At 66.1% G+C, this 18,783-nt stretch carries 14 protein-coding genes; 6 read left to right on the plus strand and 8 right to left on the minus strand.

Going from position 1 to position 18,783, the window contains the following annotated elements:
- Positions 1-19: 19 nt before the first annotated feature.
- Positions 20-499 carry a DNA starvation/stationary phase protection protein Dps gene (gene dps / locus FFS30_RS14760; protein WP_137913925.1) on the minus strand — a complete coding sequence of 160 codons (480 nt, stop codon included), beginning with the start codon at positions 497-499 and terminating at the stop codon, positions 20-22.
- A gap of 245 nt (positions 500-744) precedes the next feature.
- Here dps and hrpA point away from each other — a divergent pair, with 245 nt between their 5' ends.
- On the plus strand, positions 745-4,743 hold the full coding sequence (hrpA, locus tag FFS30_RS14765; RefSeq protein WP_137913926.1) for an ATP-dependent RNA helicase HrpA: 3,999 nt from the start codon (positions 745-747) through the stop codon (positions 4,741-4,743).
- A 236-nt stretch (positions 4,744-4,979) separates the two neighbouring features.
- Here hrpA and FFS30_RS14770 read toward each other — a convergent pair whose 3' ends face one another.
- A complete protein-coding gene (locus FFS30_RS14770) occupies positions 4,980-5,444 on the minus strand; it encodes a hypothetical protein (RefSeq protein WP_137913927.1) in 465 nt (154 codons plus the stop codon).
- A gap of 117 nt (positions 5,445-5,561) precedes the next feature.
- On the opposite strand from FFS30_RS14770, the gene FFS30_RS24245 reads away from it, so the two are divergent.
- The gene (locus tag FFS30_RS24245) at positions 5,562-7,838 is read left to right on the plus strand and encodes a bifunctional (p)ppGpp synthetase/guanosine-3',5'-bis(diphosphate) 3'-pyrophosphohydrolase (RefSeq protein ID WP_249352480.1); all 2,277 of its coding nucleotides are present in this window, start codon (positions 5,562-5,564) and stop codon (positions 7,836-7,838) included.
- 41 nt (positions 7,839-7,879) lie between these two features.
- Here FFS30_RS24245 and FFS30_RS14785 read toward each other — a convergent pair whose 3' ends face one another.
- The 4 genes from FFS30_RS14785 to FFS30_RS14800 form a co-directional block, all read right to left on the minus strand.
- Complete coding sequence (locus tag FFS30_RS14785) at positions 7,880-9,577, minus strand: hypothetical protein (RefSeq protein WP_137913928.1); 1,698 nt, start codon at positions 9,575-9,577, stop codon at positions 7,880-7,882.
- 152 nt (positions 9,578-9,729) lie between these two features.
- Positions 9,730-10,686, minus strand: a complete 957-nt coding sequence (locus tag FFS30_RS14790) for an aspartate carbamoyltransferase catalytic subunit (protein ID WP_137913929.1) — start codon at positions 10,684-10,686, stop codon at positions 9,730-9,732.
- A 389-nt stretch (positions 10,687-11,075) separates the two neighbouring features.
- Positions 11,076-11,501, minus strand: coding sequence for a Holliday junction resolvase RuvX (gene ruvX, locus FFS30_RS14795; protein ID WP_137913930.1), 426 nt, complete (start codon positions 11,499-11,501; stop codon positions 11,076-11,078).
- An 81-nt stretch (positions 11,502-11,582) separates the two neighbouring features.
- On the minus strand, positions 11,583-12,146 hold the full coding sequence (locus tag FFS30_RS14800; RefSeq protein ID WP_283235215.1) for a YqgE/AlgH family protein: 564 nt from the start codon (positions 12,144-12,146) through the stop codon (positions 11,583-11,585).
- A gap of 158 nt (positions 12,147-12,304) precedes the next feature.
- On the opposite strand from FFS30_RS14800, the gene FFS30_RS14805 reads away from it, so the two are divergent.
- Positions 12,305-13,354 carry an SMI1/KNR4 family protein gene (locus tag FFS30_RS14805; protein WP_171014636.1) on the plus strand — a complete coding sequence of 350 codons (1,050 nt, stop codon included), beginning with the start codon at positions 12,305-12,307 and terminating at the stop codon, positions 13,352-13,354.
- 13 nt (positions 13,355-13,367) lie between these two features.
- Here the strand turns inward: FFS30_RS14805 and FFS30_RS14810 are convergent, their stop codons facing one another.
- Both FFS30_RS14810 and gshB read right to left on the minus strand, forming a co-directional pair.
- On the minus strand, positions 13,368-14,234 hold the full coding sequence (locus FFS30_RS14810; RefSeq protein ID WP_137913932.1) for an energy transducer TonB: 867 nt from the start codon (positions 14,232-14,234) through the stop codon (positions 13,368-13,370).
- Between the two features lie 126 nt (positions 14,235-14,360).
- Positions 14,361-15,314: a glutathione synthase gene (gene gshB, locus FFS30_RS14815; protein WP_137913933.1), complete on the minus strand. Its 954-nt coding sequence runs from the start codon at positions 15,312-15,314 to the stop codon at positions 14,361-14,363.
- A gap of 406 nt (positions 15,315-15,720) precedes the next feature.
- On the opposite strand from gshB, the gene FFS30_RS14820 reads away from it, so the two are divergent.
- From FFS30_RS14820 to FFS30_RS14830, 3 genes are all read left to right on the plus strand, one after another.
- Positions 15,721-16,074, plus strand: a complete 354-nt coding sequence (locus tag FFS30_RS14820; RefSeq protein WP_137914070.1) for a response regulator — start codon at positions 15,721-15,723, stop codon at positions 16,072-16,074.
- Between the two features lie 40 nt (positions 16,075-16,114).
- Positions 16,115-16,666, plus strand: a complete 552-nt coding sequence (locus tag FFS30_RS14825) for a chemotaxis protein CheW (RefSeq protein ID WP_137913934.1) — start codon at positions 16,115-16,117, stop codon at positions 16,664-16,666.
- A gap of 65 nt (positions 16,667-16,731) precedes the next feature.
- On the plus strand, positions 16,732-18,771 hold the full coding sequence (locus FFS30_RS14830; RefSeq protein WP_137913935.1) for a methyl-accepting chemotaxis protein: 2,040 nt from the start codon (positions 16,732-16,734) through the stop codon (positions 18,769-18,771).
- Positions 18,772-18,783: the final 12 nt, after the last annotated feature.

Consider the following 18,783-nt stretch of genomic DNA (forward strand, 5'->3'; position numbering starts at 1 on the left):
GACCAAGCCGCGCGCCATGTCAGCCGAGATGCGCTTCGAGGAACCAGAGCGCCTTGTCGAGCTCGCGCGAGATGCCGGTAAACAGATCCGAGGTGTCGGCGTCGCCGGCACGTCCCGAGGTTTCGATCGCGGCGCGCGTGGTCGCGCCGAGCGCGGCGTAACGGTCGGCGAGCGCACTGACCAGCTTGAGGCCGTCGTGCGAGGCGAGCGGCAGTTCGGGCAGGCGCGAGTCGGCGGCGGCCATGCGTGCCGTGCCGCGCGCCACGCCGCCGAGCGAGGTGATGCGTTCGGCGATGTCGTCGACCGGATCTTCGAGCTGCTCGGCGAGTTTGTCGAAGAGTTCGTGCAGCGCGATGAAGTGCGGGCCCTTGACGTTCCAGTGCGCCTGCTTGACCTGGGTATACAAATCCAGCGTGTCGGCGAGCTGCGCGTTGAGCAGTTCGATCATGCTGTCGCGCAATTTCGATTTGATGTCGATGCGGGTCTTGTACTTGGACATGTCGCTCTCCGGTGGGGGACGCGACACACTATAATCCCCGCCTTGCACGAGTGTGAAATGAATTGATGCGATGCCGCCGATAGAAAATGCCTATCGGATGAAAAATTGAAGCTAATCGTTTGCAAGCGAGCGTGGCCGCCTGGCGCGCAGCGTCCGGTACGGATTCGATCCGGGCCGGAACCTGCGCCGGGCCCGGACCGCGCGCTTTCCGCGCGACGCCCGCTGCGAACGGATCTGGAACTGCCTTGAAACCCCGTTCTTCGCTCAAACCCGAACTGGCCGCGCTGCGCGCGCAGCTCGACGAGACACTGTTGCGCGACCGCCGTGCGCTGGCGCGCGATCTCGATCGTCTCGCCGCCGCGCCGTCCGCCGACGAATCCGCGCTCGCGCGCTGGCGCACGCGTGCCGAGGCCGCGCGCGCACGCTATGCCGCGCGCGTCGCCGGCGTGCCCGAGATCCGCATCGACGAAGCGCTGCCGATCGCCGCGCGCGCCGACGAGATCGTCGAGCTGATCCGCAAGCATCAAGTCGTCGTCCTCGCCGGCGAAACCGGCTCGGGTAAAAGTACCCAGTTGCCGAAGCTGTGCCTGGCCGCCGGCCGCGGCCGCGCCGGCTTGATCGGCTGCACGCAGCCGCGCCGCGTCGCCGCGCGCAGCGTCGCGCGCCGCGTGGCCAGCGAACTCGGCACCGAACTCGGCGCGCTCGTCGGCTACCAGGTGCGCTTCACCGACCAGGCCAGTGAGCGCACCCTGATCAAATTCATGACCGACGGCATCCTGCTTGCGGAGACGCAGGGCGATCCGTGGCTCAACGCCTACGACACGATCATCATCGACGAGGCGCACGAGCGCAGCCTCAATATCGATTTCCTGCTCGGTTATCTGAAGCGCCTGCTCGCGCGCCGGCGCGACCTCAAGCTGATCGTCACTTCGGCGACGATCGACACCGCGCGCTTCGCCGCGCATTTCGGCAATGCGCCGGTGGTCGAGGTGGAAGGCCGCAGCTACCCGGTCGAGGTGCGCTGGCGTCCTCCTGCACACTACGCGGCCAAAGGCCGCGACGATTTATCTTCCGCTTCTCAACGCAACACGCCGACCCAGATCGAGCAGATCGTCGCCGCCGTCGACGAAATCACGCGTGAAGACCCGCGCGGCGACGCGCTGATTTTCCTTTCGGGCGAACGCGAGATTCGCGATACGCATCTGGCCTTGAGCCGGCGCAACTACCGCGCGACCGAGGTGCTGGCGTTGTACGCGCGCCTGTCCGCGGCCGAGCAGGACCGCGTGTTCAAACCCGGCAGCGCGCGCCGCATCGTGCTCGCGACCAACGTCGCCGAAACCTCGCTGACCGTGCCGCGCATCCGCTACGTGATCGATACGGGCACCGCGCGCGTGAAGCGTTATTTGCCGCGCAGCCAGCTCGAGCGCCTGCACATCGAGCCGATCTCGCAGGCCGCGGCCGAGCAGCGCAAGGGCCGCTGCGGACGCGTCGGCCCGGGCGTGTGCCTGCGCCTGTACGCCGAGGACGATTTCACCGCGCGGCCGAAGTATTCCGATCCCGAGATTCTGCGTTCCTCGCTCGCCGGCGTGATTCTGCGCATGCTCAGCCTCAAGCTCGGCGAGGTGGAGAAATTTCCGTTCGTCGAAGCGCCGAACCCGCGCGCGATCGGCGACGGCTGGCGGCGACTGGTCGAACTCGGCGCGGTGCGCGCGACCGCGGAAGACGAGGAAACCTCCGCGCGCGGCAGTGCTGCCCAATTCGTACTCACCGACATCGGCCGGCGCATGGCGCAGATGCCGATCGACGTGGCGCTTGCGCGCATGTTGGTCGAGGCGCAGCGCCTCGGTGTGTCGCGCGAACTGCTGATCCTCGTCGCCTTCCTGTCGATCCAGGACCCGCGCGAGCGGCCGCCCGACGCGCGCCAGGCAGCCGATACGGCGCATGCGCAGTTCGTCGATGCGAAATCCGATTTCATCAGCGTGCTCAACCTCTGGCATGCGCACGCGCTCGCCCACGAAGATCTCACCCAGTCGAAACTGCGCGACTGGTGCGGCGCGCGTTTCCTCTCGTACCTGCGCATGCGTGAGTGGCGCGAGCTGCATCGGCAACTGCTGCTGGCGGACGAGCCGGGATCGGAAAGCCGCGATGCGGGATTGGCCAAAGGCAAGCCGGTTGCCGCACCTGATCCGGCGAATCCACAGTCGCACAACCCCAATCCCGACTCCTACGAAGCCGTGCACCGCAGCCTGCTCTCGGGCTGGCCGACCCAGGTTGCGCTAAAGGACGAGAAGAACCAGTACCGCGGCACGCGCGAGCGCCGCTATCAGATTTTCCCGGGCTCGGCGCTCGCCAAGAAACCGCCGCGCTGGCTGCTGTCCGGGCAGATTCTCGACCTGCAGAAGGTCTACGCGATGCTCTGTGCCGACGTCGCGCCCGAATGGATCGAGCAGCAGGCCGCGCATCTGGTCAAGCGCAGTTGGCGCGAGCCGCACTGGTCGCGCAAGCGCGGCGCCGTGCTCGCGTTCGAGCAGGTGACGCTGTTCGGCCTGACCCTGGTCGAGAAGCGCAGCGTGCAGTTCGGCACGCAGAACCCCGCCGAGGCGCACGAAGTATTTCTGCGCGAAGCGCTCGCGCGCTGTGAGATCGACAGCCGCGCCGATTGCGTGCGGGCCAACGCGCGCGTACTCGCCGAAGCGCACGAGATCGAAGCCAAGCAGCGGCGCAGCGGCCTGGTCAAGGACGAGGACGACCTCGTCGCTTTTCTGCGCGGCAAGCTGCCGACGGAGATCAGCACCGCTGCCGCGTTCGACGCTTGGTATCGGCGCGCGTCGGCGGCCGAGCAGGCGGCGCTGCGCTGGTCGCTCGACGACGTATTGGAAAGCCGGCCCGGCTTGCGCGCGGCCGATTTCCCGACCCAGCTCGACTGCGCGGGCCACAAGCTGAAGCTCGACTATCGCTTCGTGCCGGGCGACCCCGCGGACGGCGTGACCTTGCAGGTGCCGCTCGCCTTCGTCAACGCAGTGCCGGCGCGGCGCTGCGAATGGCTCGTGCCCGGCCTGCTGCCGGAAAAAATCGCCGAGCTGATCCGCGGGCTGCCGAAAGCGCTGCGGCGCAACTTCGTGCCCGCCCCGGATTTCGCGCGTGCCTTTGTCGAAGCCGAACCGCCGCGCGATGCGCCGCTGCTCGATGCGCTTGCGGCGTATCTCAAGCGCGTCACCGGCATCGAGGTTGCCGCCGCCGATTTCGCCGGCCTCGACTTGCCGGCGCATTTCCTCATGCGTTTCCGTGTCTACGACGAGAGCAGCAAGACTCTCGCCGAAGACCGTGACGTCGAAATCATCCGCACCGCCTGGGGCGGCGCCGCGAACGCCGCGTTCTCGCGCCGCGCCGACGTCGAGCTCGCGCGCGAGGACGTGGCCGAATTCGACTTCGACGATATCCCTGAGCGCGTAGTCAGCGCCGGCAATCTGGTCGCGTTTCCGGCGCTGGTCGATCTCGGCGACGCGGTCGCCCTGCGCGTATTCGAACGCGCCGACGAGGCGCGCGACGCGCACCTGCTCGGCGTGCGCCGCCTGTTGCGCCGCGCGCTGCACGAGAAAATCAAACAGGCGCGCCGGCAATTGCCGATCGAGCGCCGGCTCGCGCTCAAATACACCGGCATCGCCAGCGTCGACGAATTGCGTGAGGACATCGTCGAGGCTGCGCTCAACGAACTGCTCGATGCGTACGATCTCGATCTGCGCACGCGCACCGCGTTCCGCCATGCCGAAGCCGAGATCGGTGGGAAGCTGTTCGCAACCGCGGTCGAGTGGCTCAAGCTGGTCGAGGAAGTGCTCGGCGCCTATGCCGAATTCACGCCGTGGCTCGAACCGCCGCTGATCGGCTACGCCAAGGCCAACTACGACGACCTGCGCGAGCAGATGGGCGAACTGGTCTATCCGGGCTTCGTGCGCAGAGCGAAGAAGGTCCATCTGCAGCACTTCCCGCGCTATCTCAAGGCGATGCGCCTGCGCGCGGAACGCCTGCGCCAGGATGCGACGCGCGATCAAGCACGCATGCTGACCGTGCGCGGCTACTGGCGCGAATACCTGCTGCGCAAGGCGAGCGGCGATGCCGATCCGGCCAAGCTCGATGAACTGCGCTGGCTGATCGAGGAGTTGCGCGTCTCGTTGTTCGCCCAGGAACTGAGAACCGCCGAGACGGTGTCGCCGAAGCGGCTCAACAAGCTCGTCGAGGATCTGTAGTCCGGCGCGGGCGGATTCGCTGCGCAGCGCTGATCAAAAAAGATGTAGCCGGGGGGAGTGCCGGCAGCCTCGCGCAAAGAAAAGACTTTGTCGGTGCTTGCGCTCGCGGCGGAGGAATTCGCCGCGGCGCTTTATCGGTTCGAGCAGGCGCTCGTTCGTTTCGGCGGCGGCACGCTGCGATCGATGCGCGGAAACGCGTGCGGTTTCCCGGCCGGATCGCAGCGAACCTTATCCGATCACTTCGTGCGCTCGACGCGCACGCTGCAGCCGCACGGCTCGACATACATAAGCCAGCTGCCGAGCAGCATCGGCTTGATCTTCACTTTCGGATGATCGTACTTGCCGTTGGAGAACTGGCCCGATTCGGCCTGCGTCCACTCCTGGCCGTTTTCGAGGCGGAAGATGGTCTTGCCGTACCAGCCGGAGAAGCTGCCGTTGATGCGGTCGCTGACCGGCTCCGCTTTGACATTGCTCGGGTAGAACACCGGCCGGCCGTCGGACGTGACTTCTTTGGTCACGATCTTGGTCGGCTGATGCCCGGCGAGCCAGTCGTTCAGCGTCTTCAGTTCGGCGGGCGAGAGCTTTTCGAGGCCCGCGGCGCGGAATTCGTCCTTCGACATGCGCTCTTCGAGCGAAGGAGTTTCAGCGGCGACCGCTGCAAAGGCGACAAGGAACAGGGCAAGGCCGACGATGCGACGCATAACGATATTCTCGGTTCAGGCGACGCCGCCATTGTAGCGGCTCGCGCAGGCGCTGCGCACGCGTCCGCCGCGGCCGGCGTTTCGGCCGCCGCTGCGGATTGCCGGTAGAATTCGTTTATGAAATCGGTCACGCAAAAATCCGGATCGCTGGCGGCATGGTTGGCGCGTGCGGCGGCGGACGGCGGGACGGACGAGGCGCTCAGCCTGATCTCCGCGCTCGCGGCGCAGCCCGAAGCCGAGGCGGCGATCGCCGGCGCCGAAGCCGAGATGCTGGTCACGCTGCAACTGCTCGAATCGCTCGACCTCGATCGCGAAACGCTTGTCGCCTACGTGCTGCACAGCTTGCAGCAGAGCGGTGCGGCGGCCGACGCCGCGCGCCTGGCCAAGCTACCGGCAAGCCTGCGCGATCTGCTCGAAGGCCAGCAGGCCGCGGAGAAGGTCGGCGCCCTGCACAAGGCGCGCAGCGGCGGCGGCAACGCGGAAGGACTGCGGCGCCTCCTGCTCGCGATCATCAAGGATCTGCGCGTCGTCTTCATCCTGCTCGCGCGCCAGCTCGCGCGCCTGCGCGCGGCCGACAAGCTCGAACCCGAGCAGCGCCGCGAACTCGCCCAGCTCACCGCCGACATCCACGCGCCGCTCGCCAACCGGCTCGGCATCTGGCAGTTGAAATGGGAGCTGGAAGACCTCGCGTTCCGCTATCTGCAGCCCGACACCTACCGGCGCATCGTGCGCCTGCTCGACGAGCGCCGCAGCGAGCGCGACAGTTTCATCGAGACGACCATCCGCACTTTGCGCCACGCGCTCAAGGACGCCGGCATCAAGGCCGATATCGCCGGGCGCTCCAAGCACATCTATTCGATCTGGAAGAAGATGCAGCGCAAGGGCGGCGATTTCTCCGCGCTCTACGATATCCGCGCGGTGCGCCTGCTCGTCGACGACGTGGCCTCGTGCTACGCCGCGCTCGGCATCGTGCATACGCTATGGCCGCCGGTGCCGAGCGAGTTCGACGACTACATCGCGCGGCCGAAAGGCAACAATTACCAGTCGCTGCACACCGCGGTCGTCGGCCCGCAGGGCAAGACGCTCGAAGTGCAGATCCGCACGCACGATATGCACGCCTTCGCCGAGCGCGGTGTCGCTGCGCACTGGCGCTACAAGGAAGCAACCGCCGCTGCGGTTTCTTCTTCCCTCACTCCACCGTCTGCTGCGCAGACGGTCCCCCCCTCTCCCGCTTCGCGGGCGAGGGACGAAAGTCGTCGGCCCGGGGCCGCCGGATTTCCCATCGGCGGTGGCGCCGACGAGAGCTTCGAGCGCAAGGTCGCCTGGATGCGGTCTCTGCTCGAAGCCAAGGACGAACCGGGCGACGAGGCCGCGCTGCTCGACGGTTTCAAGACCGACCTGCTCGAAGATCGCGCCTATCTGCTCACGCCGGCCGGCGAAGTGGTCGATCTGCCGCGCGGCGCGACCGTGCTCGACTTTGCCTACACCGTGCATACCGACGTCGGCCACCGCACGCGCGGCGCCAAGGTCAACGGGCGCATCGTGCCGCTGACCTTCCAGCCGGCGTCGGGAGACCGCGTCGAGATCCTCACCGGTAAGGCCGCCGAGCCGCGTCGCGACTGGATGAACGCGCAGTCGGGATTCCTCACCACGCAGCGCGCACGCGCCAAGGTGCGCGCGTGGTTCAAGCGCATCGACCACGGCGTCAATCTCGCCGCTGGCCGCGAAATTCTCGAACGCGAATTCAAGCGCCTCGCTCTGCACAACGTCGAACTCGACTCGCTGCCTGCGCGCTTTCACTTCAAGACTCTCGATGAGTTCCTTATCGCGCTCGCGCTCGGCGATATCACTGCGGGCCATGTCGCGCGCATGCTGCACGAGGCACAGGCGCCCGCGCCGGCGCCGGTCGTCGCGCCCGCACCCGTGCGCGCGCCGAAGCGCGACAAGGACGCGATCGTCATCGAAGGCGTTGGCAACCTGCTGACCACGATGGCGCGCTGCTGCCAGCCGCTGCCGGGTGACGCGATCGCCGGCTACATCACTCAAGGGCGCGGCGTCTCAATCCACCGCGCCGATTGCGCAAGCTTCGCGCGCCTGCGCGCGCGCGATCCGAGCCGTGCGATCGAAGTGGAATGGGGCGGCGCGCGCAAGGCCGACTACGACGTCGATCTGGTCGTGCGCGGCTACGACCGCAAGGGTCTGCACAAAGACGTGACCAACGTCATCGCCGGCGCCAACATCAGTCTGATCGCGGTCAACGCGCGCGTCGACGCGACCACGGGTCTGGTGACGATGAACTTTTCCGTGCGCGTCGCCGATTTCGAGCAGCTCTCCTCGCTGCTCGGGCGTCTGATCGGCGTGCCCAATGTGATCGAGGCGCGCCGCGTCGCTTGAGCGGCCGGTGGGCGAGCGCGTCCCTGCGCTCCGCCTTCGGTTCAGTCGCCGAGTTCGATCGTCTCGCGCATACCGACGCCGTTCGCGTTGATCTCGAAAGTGAACTCGCCCGAGCGGATCATCTTCTCGTACATCGCGAACAGTTTAGTCTGGTCGCCGAAAGTGTCTTTTTGGTCGGCCGGCATGCTGGCGAGCAGCGTGTCCGAGTACTTGCCGAGCAGGCCGTAGAGCGCGCCGGAGAAGTACATGCGGAAGAACACCGGCGTCGCGCTCGGTGCGGCGGCGAAATAGCTGCCGAGCTTGGCGTCTTCGCCGGCACCGGACGAGATTGCGATCGCCTTGTCGGTCATCGCCACGAACACCGGCGGTACCTGCGCGGACGCCGGGATGAGGCCGTCGGGCAGCGCGACCGGCTTGCCGTCGGGCTTGATCTGGAAGTCCTTCAACTGCGGCACGCCCATCTGCGCCATGCCGATCACGGCGAGCGGATTGTTCGAGCCGACCAACAGGCGCGCGGCCATGTCGGGCACCTTGGAGTCCTTTCGCGGGTCGAGCTTGTCGAGGGTCAGGCGCACGCCGGTGAGGTCGCTGAACGGCGGCGGGATCGTCGTGCTGAGCTTGGCCTTCGACTTGGCGAACATCTCGTTCAGTTCGGCGAAGTCGGGGCAGGCGAACGGTTTCGCCGCGACCGCGTCGGCCTGCTTGAGCCAATAGTCCTTGAGCTTGAGCAATGGCGTCGCGATGCTGATGTCGACGAGTCCCTCGGCCGCCGCGCCTGTACCGGGAGCGGCGGTGAACGCGGCCATCAGCGCCTGCGCGAGCGCCGATTCGGTTTCGAGCTGCGCGACGATCTTGATCTGCGGCGGCGTCATCGCTTCGGCGCCGAACACGGCGCGCGGGAATTTCTGCACGAGCGCCTGCGTTTCCGCGGCGCAGACCGGATTGTCGATCGCCGCTGTGGTCGGCAGCTTCATCGCCTTGGCGATGTCGAGATCGGCGCCGGTCGGCGCACTCGACAGGCGCTTGGCCAGCGCGGCGAAATCGATGTAGCCCTCGCCGTAAGGCGAAAAATTATACTTTTTCTGGATCGCCTGCAGGGTGCCGGCGTCGAGCAGGTTCTTCTCCGGCTTCTTCATGCCGAGTAGCAACTGCTTGGCGTCGTCGGTCGCGTCGGTCGCCCAGAGGGTCACAACGAGTTGCGCGCCCTGCACGGCGATCACAAGCTGCGCGTCCTTGTCGCCGAAATACCAGTATTCCTGCTCGCCGGTCTTGCCGGTCGCGATTTGCTCGCCGACCTTGCTCTCGACGCGCGCGATCATGCCCTTGAACGCGGCCGGATCGGACAGTTCGGCGCGCAGCACCGGGATCAGACCGACACCGTAGATGGCGATGCGTGCGTCGGACTTGTAGCCGATCTCGCGCAGCTTGTCCGCGGTGTCGCGGCCGCGCAATTCGTCGAGCACGGCGGCGATGATCTTCTTCGAGCGCCCGTCGAGCTTGGAGGTGTCGTTGGCCAGATGGCTGTACATATCGATGAACAGCGGCCACACCGTCTGCATCTGGCGCGAGGACCAGTCGACCATCGCCTTCGGCTGCGGCTCGAGATTGGCGTAGGCGTAGGGCGTGTCCGCCGGCGCGTAGGCGAGCGGCGCGTCATTGCCGGGCTGCGGCGGCTTGGCGCAGGCGGCGAGGATGGCGACCGGAAGGGCGAGTAGGGCGAGGCGACAAACCTTGTTCACGAGTATCTCCATTCTGAAGTTCGGCACGAAATACGGCGCGAAAGCGCGCAAGAAGGTATCACGCAAAGGCGCGGAAAACAGTCAGATGATTTGCCGTTTTCGCCGATGCCGGGCGCGGCGCCGATCGATTTTCCGGTCTGCGCGGAATTCCCTTAGCGGCTTTCGAGCAATTCGGTGAGCACGGCCATGCGCGCGAACACGCCGTTGGCGACCTGTTCGAGAATCAGCGACTGCGCGCCGTCGGCGACCTCGTCGGCGATCTCCACGTTGCGGTTGATCGGGCCCGGGTGCATGACCCGGCAGCCCGGCTTGGCGCGGGCGAGGCGCGCGGCGGTGAGGCCGTAGCGCGCGAAGTATTCGGCCTCCGACGGAATCGCCGCGGCTTCCATGCGCTCCTTCTGCAGGCGCAGCATGATCGCCGCGTCGCAGCCGGCGACCGCCGTGTCGAAATCCTCGACAAGCGTGCATTGGCCGAACTCCGCCGAATCGGCGTCGGGCAGCAGCTCGGCCGGCGCGCACAGGCGCAGATCGCGCACGCCGAGCGTGCGCAGCACGTGCACGTCCGAACGCGCGACGCGCGAGTGGCGGATGTCGCCGCAGATGACCACGCTGAGCTTGGAAAAATCGTCGACGTGCCGGCTCAGGGTCAGTGCGTCGAGCAGGCCCTGGGTCGGATGCGCATGATTGCCGTCGCCCGCGTTGAGCACGGCCGCGCGCGTGCGCAGATGGCGCGCGATCGTTTCCGGCGTGCCCGATTCCTTGTGGCGCACGACGAAGGCGTCGGTGTGCATCGCTTCGAGCGTGTCGATCGTGTCGAGCAGGCTTTCGCCCTTAACCGTCGACGAACGTTCGATGTCGAAGTTGATGACGAGCGCGCCGAGGCGCTGCGCGGCGAGGTCGAACGAAGTGCGCGTGCGCGTCGACGGCTCGAAGAACAGATTGATCAGCGTGCGCCCGGCGAGCAGGTCGAGCGGACGGGCGCCGCCGTGGCTGTCGCGGCGCATCGCCTCGGCGCGGTCGAGCAGGCGCTCGAGCGCGGTGCGCGGCAATCCGGCGAGAGTGATCAGGTGGCGCAGGCGGCCGTCGGCGGCGAGTTGCAGTTCGTTCATCGTGTCGGGCTTGTCGAAGTTACCTGGGAGGCGGGTCGCTAACGAGATGTTTGGTGAAGATCGAAGAGAAGAAAGATTGAAACACGCAGAGCACGCAGGACGTGGAGACAAACGACGAAGTACTTCGAAGTACTTCGTGGAGTTCTGATTTGCTCGTCATCCCAGCGCAAGCTGGGATCCAGCTCTTCACCCAATCCGCATAAAAGCTGGATTCCAGCTTTCGCTGGAATGACGAGATCTTCGGGATGACGAGGTTTGACGAAATCAGAGTTGTTCAAAATCAGAGTTGTTCAAAGACTCCCTAATGACGTTTCTTCCTCCGTATTTTCCGTGTTTCAGCTTTGGCTCTGTTTCTGCTGTGTCGAATACCAAATCGCAAACCCGAAACTTCACTGCCGCAGCCATTGTTCGACAATGATTTCCGCCGCGATCGCGTCGAGCGCCGCGGCATGCTTGCGCTTGGCACTGCCGCCCGCGCGGCGCTCGGCGAAGCGCTCGGACGCGGCGCGCGAAGTCAGGCGTTCGTCGACCATTTCCACCGGCAGCCCATGACGTTCGTGCAGGGCGGCGGCGAAGGCGCGCGCGTTCTGGCTGTTCGCCTGCTCGCCGGCGTCGAGGGTCAGCGGCAGGCCGACCAGCAGCGCGTCGGGGCGCCATTCGCGCAGCAGCGCGGCGATGCGCGTCCAGTCGGGTCCGTTGGCGCCGTTGCCGACGACGTCGAGCGCGCGCGCGGTGCCGGTGACGCGATTGCCGACCGCGACGCCGATGCGGCGCGCGCCGTAGTCGAAGCCGAGGACGACGGTCGCGGCGCTCATTGCAATAGCGTCGCGGCGATGCGATCGCTCGTCTGTGTCAAAAACCGGGCCGCACCCACTGAGCCCTTGCGGGTCGGAGCGCTACGCATTGCCGGCGAAGCTCGACAGGTTCGCCAGACTGACTCCGATCAGTTTCGCCGCGGCGTCCCAGCGCTGTTCCAGTGGCATGTCGAACAGGATGCGCTCGTCGGGCTCCGTCGTCAGCCACGCGTTCTGCTTGAGTTCTTCTTCGAGCTGGCCGGCGCCCCAGCCCGCGTAGCCGAGGGCGACGACGGACTGGCGCGGTCCGCGCCCTTCGGCGATCGCCACGAGCACGTCGCGCGACGTGGTCACGCTGAGCGTGTCGGAAACCTTGTACGAAGATTCCCAGGTGCCGTCGGACGAATGCAGGACGAAGCCGCGTTCGGGCTGCACCGGGCCGCCGATCAGCACGGGCGCATCTTCGACTTCGGCGTAGGACGACTTGAGGCCCATCTGCGCGAGCACGTCGCCGAGGCGGTACTCGGACAGGCGATTGACCACGACGCCCATCGCCCCCTCGCTCGAATGCTGGCAGATCAGCGCCACGCTGCGCACGAAGCTCGGATCGCGCATGTTCGGCATCGCGATGAGAAATTGGTTGGCAAGGGCAGTGAGGGCGCGCACGGCGCAATTGTAGCGTGTCGCTGTCGCGGATCGGTGACGGAACGACAACGTCGATGCGGACACGGGCCGGACCGCGCGCCTAGGGGCACCAGTGAATAGAATGGAACAGTCGCGCCGGCATCGGCTGCGCGCGGCGAACGGGGTCAATGGGAGTTGCAATGCTGAGTGGAAAACTCGCCCGCTGGGGCGCCTGCTGCGCGCTCGGACTGGCCGCCGTGACGCAGGCGGCGACCGTCGAGGTGTATCCGCTGCTGAACCGGGGTGAGAGCGCCGATCTCGGTTTGTACGCCAACACGCGCAAGCTCTGCGAGATCAAGATCGCGAGCGCCGCGGACGATACCGGCAAGACCGCGGCGTGCCGGTTCGAGCTGCCGGCCGACGCCGCCGCACTCGAAGTGCGCGGCGAATACGGCGGCGTGCACTGGCAGACGCAGAAACGCTACCTGCGCAAGGGCACGCAGACTTGGTCGCTGGTCGATTTCGCGCCGGTCGGCGGCCTGTTGAACCAGGCCGGCAAACCTTATGGCGCGCGCATGGCGGAATTTATCCCGGCGGCGAAGGCGTTCGCGGCGAAACATCTCGGCGAGGCCGCCGCGTCCGCCATCGAGACGGTCAAGCCGGCGCGCGAAGCCGACATCGTCGCGGCGGAAAAGCGGCTCGGATTCAAGTTGCCGCCCGACTTCGTGTCGCTGCTCGGCAAAGTCGGCGCGATGCGCGTCGGCGATCACTACACGATGGATGCGACCGACATCGCCGACGCCGACACGCAGATGCGCAAGTCCTGGGGTACGCCGGACGAAGCGATGGCCAGAGAATATTCGCCGAAGCAGCGCGAGCGTCTGCGTGCGAGCACGATCCTGTTCACCGAAGTCGGCGACGGCCTCGGCGGCCTGCTCTATTCGCCGCCGCCGAATTCGACCTGCGGCGACAAGCCTTACTATCGATGGATTTCGCAGGAAGGCGGCGACTACAGGCTGCTCAAGCCGGGCCGAGTCTGCATGGATTTCGCCGAGGCGTTTCGCTGGCTGCTCGACGGCTTTCTCGTTTCGGATTACGCCGACGCGCTCGACACGGAAAAGCAGAGCCTGCTGATCGATTCTTCGGCCGGCGTGCAGCCTCTCGTGCTGCGCATCGAGCCGGAGCGTTTCCACATCGGCCTGGAATGGCGCTGGCAAGGCCCGAACGGCCATTGGCGCGAGCCGGACTGACCGCGCTGTAGCGTCAGCGCGTTTTCAGCACTTCGCCCGGCTGGAATTCCCAGGTGCGCGTGATGTACAGCTCGTCGTAATCCATGTTCGACGGCAGCGGCGGAAATGGCGCGGCGAGGCGGACGATGCGCATCGCCGCTTCGTCGAGCAGTTTGAAGCCGCTGCTCTGCACGATGTCGACGCTGGACAGGCTGCCGTCGCGGCGGATACCCGCGGTGAGCATGAGGGTCAAAACTTTGCCGTTCTGCAACTGCTGGCGGCGCGCCTCGTCGGGATAGTTGAGATTGCCGATGCGTTCGATGCGCGCGACCCATCCGGCCTGATAGGCCGCGTCGGCGGCTTCTTTCGTGTTCGCCGAGATATATTTTTTCTTCGGCCGCTTGGCGTAGACCTGGGTCTGGTTCTGCAGCTCGTTCGCCAGGCGCGCCATTTCCAGTTTGCGGTCGGTCTGCGCGCGCGGGTTCGGGTCGGCCGTGTCGGGCTGCTCGACCGTCTGTGTCTGCGTGTTCACGGCGAACGTGGATTTTTTCTGTGTCAGCACTTCGCGCTCGCTCGCCGGCTGCGGTTCGCGCGCGCCGGTTTCCATCGGCATCGGCGCGATGCCGGGGTCCGCCTTCGGCACGGGTGCGGAAACGAGATCGGTCGGACGCACGGCTTTCTCGCTCGTGCCGCCGCCTTCGTTGTTCGCGTTGGCGAGGAAGTCGGCCTTCTCGGGTTTCTTGCCGCTCGCCGACTGCACCAGGATCACGTCGAGCGACGGCAGGCGCGGCGCGGGCTTGACGTATTCGAAGGTGAGGCCGAGCACGATCACCGCATGCGCGATGATCGAAAACAGCAAGGTGACGCTGAGGCGCTCGCCCGCTCCGACCTTGGCATTCATTGGCGATTTCGGAGAAGGCGGTTTTGCCACGGATTGCACGGATGAGCACGGATAGAGGAATGAAGATTTTTGATCTTATCCGTGTTCATCCGTGCAATCCGTGGCGCAAGAGGCTCTTGCTGTCCTTCATGCGCGCGGCACGCCGCGCTCGATCGCGTCGAACAACTGCCCGGCGATGTTGAGGCCGAATTGCGCGTCGAGCTCGCGGATGCAGGTCGGCGAGGTGACATTGATTTCGGTGAGCCAGTCGCCGATCACGTCGAGGCCGACGAAGCGCATGCCGCGTCTGACCAGCTCGGGACCGACCTGGGCGGCGATCCAGCGGTCGCGCTCGGACAGCGGCCGGCCTTCGCCGCGGCCGCCGCGTGCGAGATTGCCGCGGAACTCATCACCCTGCGGCAGGCGCGCGAGCGCATACGGAACCGGCTCGCCGTCGATCAGCAGAATGCGCTTGTCGCCGGCCTTGATCTCGGGGATGAATTTCTGCGCAATCGCGAATTCGCGCCCTTCGTCGGTCAGGGTTTCGAGGATCACGTTGAGATTCGGATCGTCGCCCGAACTGAGGAAGATGCTGCGCCCGCCCATGCCGTCGAGCGGCTTGAGCACGATCTTGCCCTGCTCGTGAGCGAAGCGCTTCAGCTCGTGCGCATCGCGCGCGACCAGGGTCGGCGCGATACATTGCGGAAAGTGCAGGGCGAAGAGTTTTTCGTTCGCATCGCGCAGGCCGCGCGGATCGTTGATCACCTGCGCGCCGCCGGCCTGGGCGAGTTCGAGCACCATGGTGTCGTAGAGGAACTGCGAGTCGAACGGCGGGTCCTTGCGCGCAAGGATCACGTCGACCTTGCGCAGATCGACCCACTCCGGCTCGGCCAGGCTGAACCAGTCGTGCGGGTCTTCGCGCACCTGCAGCGCCGCCGCGTGCGCCCACGGCTCGGCGCCGCGCAGGGCGAGGCTGTCCTGGGTCAGGTAGAGCAGGCGGTAACCGCGTCGCTGCGCTTCGAGCAGCATCGCGAAGGTCGAATCTTTCTTGATGTGGATGGCCTCGATCGGGTCCATCAGCACGGCCAGGGTCGTGGTCATCGGGCTACCGTTGCGAACTGCGTCGATATGTTTCAATTCTGTTGAATGGCGCGGCGAAAGCGTGATCCAGCGCACATGTGCGTCCGCTGCGGCCTGTCTATACTAACCGAAGGTTCAAGGGGGACTTGCAGATGATGGTCGCGTGCGGCATCGACGATGCCGGCGGGCGACATGCGTCACGAATGCGCCCTGGTCGACGAATTGCTTGACAGGGCTTCGCGCTTGAGATTAAACGGCATACCTACTCGATCGTTTGTCTTTTCCGTGCGGCTTGGCCGTGGCGCACCGGCGGACGAAACGGTTTTTCGCTCGCTCGACGCGTGGGAACCGCGGCGGGTCAAAGCAGGCTGGAGGAAAACGCGTGGAACAAGCTGCAAGCGGGGTGGAGCTGGCGGGTCTGCGGGTGATGGTCATCGACGATTCGAAGACGATACGCCGCACCGCCGAGATGCTGCTCAAGAAAGAAGGCTGCGAAGTGATCACCGCAGTCGACGGCTTCGAAGCACTGGCGAAGATTTCCGATCATCGTCCGCAGATCATCTTCGTCGACATCATGATGCCGCGCCTCGACGGCTATCAGACCTGCGCGCTGATCAAGAACAACGCAACCTACCGGGCGACGCCGGTGATCATGCTGTCCTCGAAGGACGGCCTGTTCGACAAGGCGCGCGGCCGCGTCGTCGGCTCGGAAGAGTATCTGACCAAACCGTTCACGCGCGAAGAACTGCTCGGCGCGATCCGTCGTCACGTGACGCGCTGAACCGGCAGCCCGCGCAGAATTCCCAGGAAGGCACACGCGCATGACCGATCCGGTGAAATCCCCCTTCGAGATCCTCGCCGACTACGAGCGGCGCAGTCTCGCCCACTCGGGTTCGGCCGCCGGCGCGCGTGCCGCAGCCGCGGCGAGCCTGTGGCGCGGCGTCGGTTTCCGCATCGGCGAGCGCAATCTCGTTTCGAGCCTGACCGAGGTCAACGAGATTCTTTCGATTCCCGACGTCACCCGCGTGCCCGGCGCGCGTAGCTGGATGCTCGGCGTGGCCAGCGTGCGCGGCAACCTGATTCCGCTGATCGACCTCAAGGATCTGCTTTCCGGCGAGGCGACCAGCGTTTCCGATTCCACGCGCGTGCTGCTCGTGCGCCAGAGCGGCGGCAGCGTCGGCCTGCTCGTCGACGAAGTCGTCGGCCAGCGCAACTTCAGCGCCGACCAGCGCACGGGTGCGCCCGCGCAGCAGGCGGACGACGGTTTCGCGCGCTATGTCATCGAGCACTACGCGCTCGGCGACGCGCAGTGGGCACGGTTCAGTATGACGACGCTGGTCCGCGCAAGTGAGTTTGCGCAGGCGGCGGCGTAGCGTTTTCGTTCGCGGCAAGGATCCCATGCCGTGTGTGTGGCAACGCAACAGCGAGGTGGCGGTAGATGAGTACAGGGGCAGGTAGCGGCGCCGAGCGCGCGAGCGGGTTCACTGGCCTGCTCGTGGCCTTGCTCGTCGTCAGTATCATCGTGGCGGTGGTCGACTTCATCTTGCTGTCGATCAATGCGGACCGGGATGCGCAAGCGAGCGCCCTGGTCACGCGTATCCAGGTTTTGTCGCAGCAGTTGTCGCGCCAGAGTAACGACGCGGCCGGCGGCAACCTCGACGCGTTCGCCAGCCTCAAGCACACGCGCGATACGATCTCCGACCTGTTCACGCGCCTGAAGAACGGCGACGCGCGCACCGGCATGACCGGCTACGCCAACCTGCCGACGCTGAAGAACGACTTCGCCGAGCTCGACCAGGCCTGGACCCAGCTCTCGGGCGACGCGGGCAAGGTGCTCGACAGCCAGGAGCAGGTGCTCAGCACCGCGGCGAGCACCGACGACTTCAACCGCAAGACCGCCGTGCTCAACTCGCGCATGGACGAAGTGGTGAAGATCCTCATCGAACGCGGCGCGCCGGCCTCGCAGGTGGTGACGGCCTCGCGCCAGATGCTCTACGCCGACCGCATGCAGCGCCGCGCGCAGGCGATCGTCGCCGGTGGCGAAGACTCGCCTTCGGCTGCCGCCGGTTTGCAGCGCGACTCGCAGTTCTACGGCGTCGTCCTCGGCGGCCTGATCAACGGCAACGGCGATCTCAACATCCGCGCGATCGACGGCGCCAGCGCGCGCGAGATTCTCAACGACATCAACAAGCAGTGGATCGACCTCGCGCCTTCGGTGACCAAGCTGCTCGAAGCCGCGCCGATTCTGCAGACGGTCAAGCAGGCCGCGGACAAGGCCTCGATCGACTCGCAGACCCTACTGTTCAAGGCCGATCCGCTGTCCGAGCACATCGCCGCGCTCGACCGCACGCGCCCGTTCCCGAGCCCGAACCTGTGGATCGGTCTCGCGGCCGCCGTGGTCGCGATCTTCCTCGTCCTCTTCCTCGCTCTCAAACTGTTCCGCGACCAGCGCACGCGCCTGTCGTCGAGCGCCGAACTGAACAAGCGCAACGAAGCGGCGATTCAGCGTCTGCTCGACGAAATGGGTTCGCTCGCCGACGGTGACCTGACGGTCAAGGCGACGGTGACCGAAGACTTCACCGGCACCATCGCCGACGCGGTCAACTACGCGATCGACGCGCTGCGTTCGCTCGTCACCACGATCAACGAAACCTCGGTGCAGGTCTCGGCCGCGGCCAACGAAACGCAGGCGACCGCGCTGCACCTGTCCGACGCGGCCGAACATCAGGCGCGCCAGATCACGAGCGCGTCGAGCGCGGTCAACGAGATCGCCGGTTCCGCACGCGACGTGTCGAAGAATTCCGCCGACATCGCCGACGTCGCCCAAAGCTCGGTGCGCATCGCCGGCCGCGGCGCGTCGATCGTGCGCCAGACGATCGCCGGCATGGACTCGATCCGCGAGCAGATTCAAGACACGTCCAAGCGCATCAAGCGCCTCGGCGAGTCCTCGCAGGAAATCGGTACGATCGTCGAACTGATCAACGACCTCGCCGAACAGACCAACATCCTCGCCCTCAACGCGGCGATCCAGGCGGCTTCGGCCGGCGAAGCGGGCCGCGGTTTCGCGGTCGTCGCCGACGAAGTGCAGCGCCTTGCCGAACGCGCGTCGGCGGCGACGCGGCGTATCGAAACCCTGGTCAGCGCGATTCAGGTCGACACCAACGAAGCGGTCGCCTCGATGGAACAGACCACGAGCGAAGTGGTCAGCGGTGCCAAGCTCGCCGAACAGGCGGGTACGCAGCTCGGCGAAATCGAAAGCGTGTCGGGCAATCTCGCCGCGCAGATCAAAAACATTGCTATTACCGCACAACGCCAGTCGGCCGAGGTCGCCAGCGTGTCGCAGACGATGAACGTCATTTCCGACATCACCGCGCAGACCGCTTCCGGCGCGAGCCACACCGCCGAGTCGATCGGCAACCTCGCGCAGCTTTCGGCCGACCTGCGCCGCTCGGTCGCCGACTTCAAGCTGCCTGATTGATGGTCAGCCCTC

The organism is Rudaea sp. 3F27F6 (assembly GCF_005503555.1).
Taxonomy (GTDB): Bacteria; Pseudomonadota; Gammaproteobacteria; order Xanthomonadales; family Rhodanobacteraceae; genus Rudaea.

Bases quoted from the DNA above. Each gene is read 5' to 3' on its own strand.
- dps (WP_137913925.1), bottom strand. From the start codon at position 499: ATGTCCAAGTACAAGACCCGCATCGACATCAAATCGAAATTGCGCGAC.
- FFS30_RS14770 (WP_137913927.1), bottom strand. From the start codon at position 5,444: ATGCGTCGCATCGTCGGCCTTGCCCTGTTCCTTGTCGCCTTTGCAGCG.
- FFS30_RS24245 (WP_249352480.1), top strand. From the start codon at position 5,562: ATGAAATCGGTCACGCAAAAATCCGGATCGCTGGCGGCATGGTTGGCG.
- FFS30_RS14790 (WP_137913929.1), bottom strand. From the start codon at position 10,686: ATGAACGAACTGCAACTCGCCGCCGACGGCCGCCTGCGCCACCTGATC.
- ruvX (WP_137913930.1), bottom strand. From the start codon at position 11,501: ATGAGCGCCGCGACCGTCGTCCTCGGCTTCGACTACGGCGCGCGCCGC.
- FFS30_RS14805 (WP_171014636.1), top strand. From the start codon at position 12,305: ATGCTGAGTGGAAAACTCGCCCGCTGGGGCGCCTGCTGCGCGCTCGGA.
- FFS30_RS14810 (WP_137913932.1), bottom strand. From the start codon at position 14,234: ATGAATGCCAAGGTCGGAGCGGGCGAGCGCCTCAGCGTCACCTTGCTG.
- gshB (WP_137913933.1), bottom strand. From the start codon at position 15,314: ATGACCACGACCCTGGCCGTGCTGATGGACCCGATCGAGGCCATCCAC.
- FFS30_RS14820 (WP_137914070.1), top strand. From the start codon at position 15,721: ATGGTCATCGACGATTCGAAGACGATACGCCGCACCGCCGAGATGCTG.
- FFS30_RS14825 (WP_137913934.1), top strand. From the start codon at position 16,115: ATGACCGATCCGGTGAAATCCCCCTTCGAGATCCTCGCCGACTACGAG.
- FFS30_RS14830 (WP_137913935.1), top strand. From the start codon at position 16,732: ATGAGTACAGGGGCAGGTAGCGGCGCCGAGCGCGCGAGCGGGTTCACT.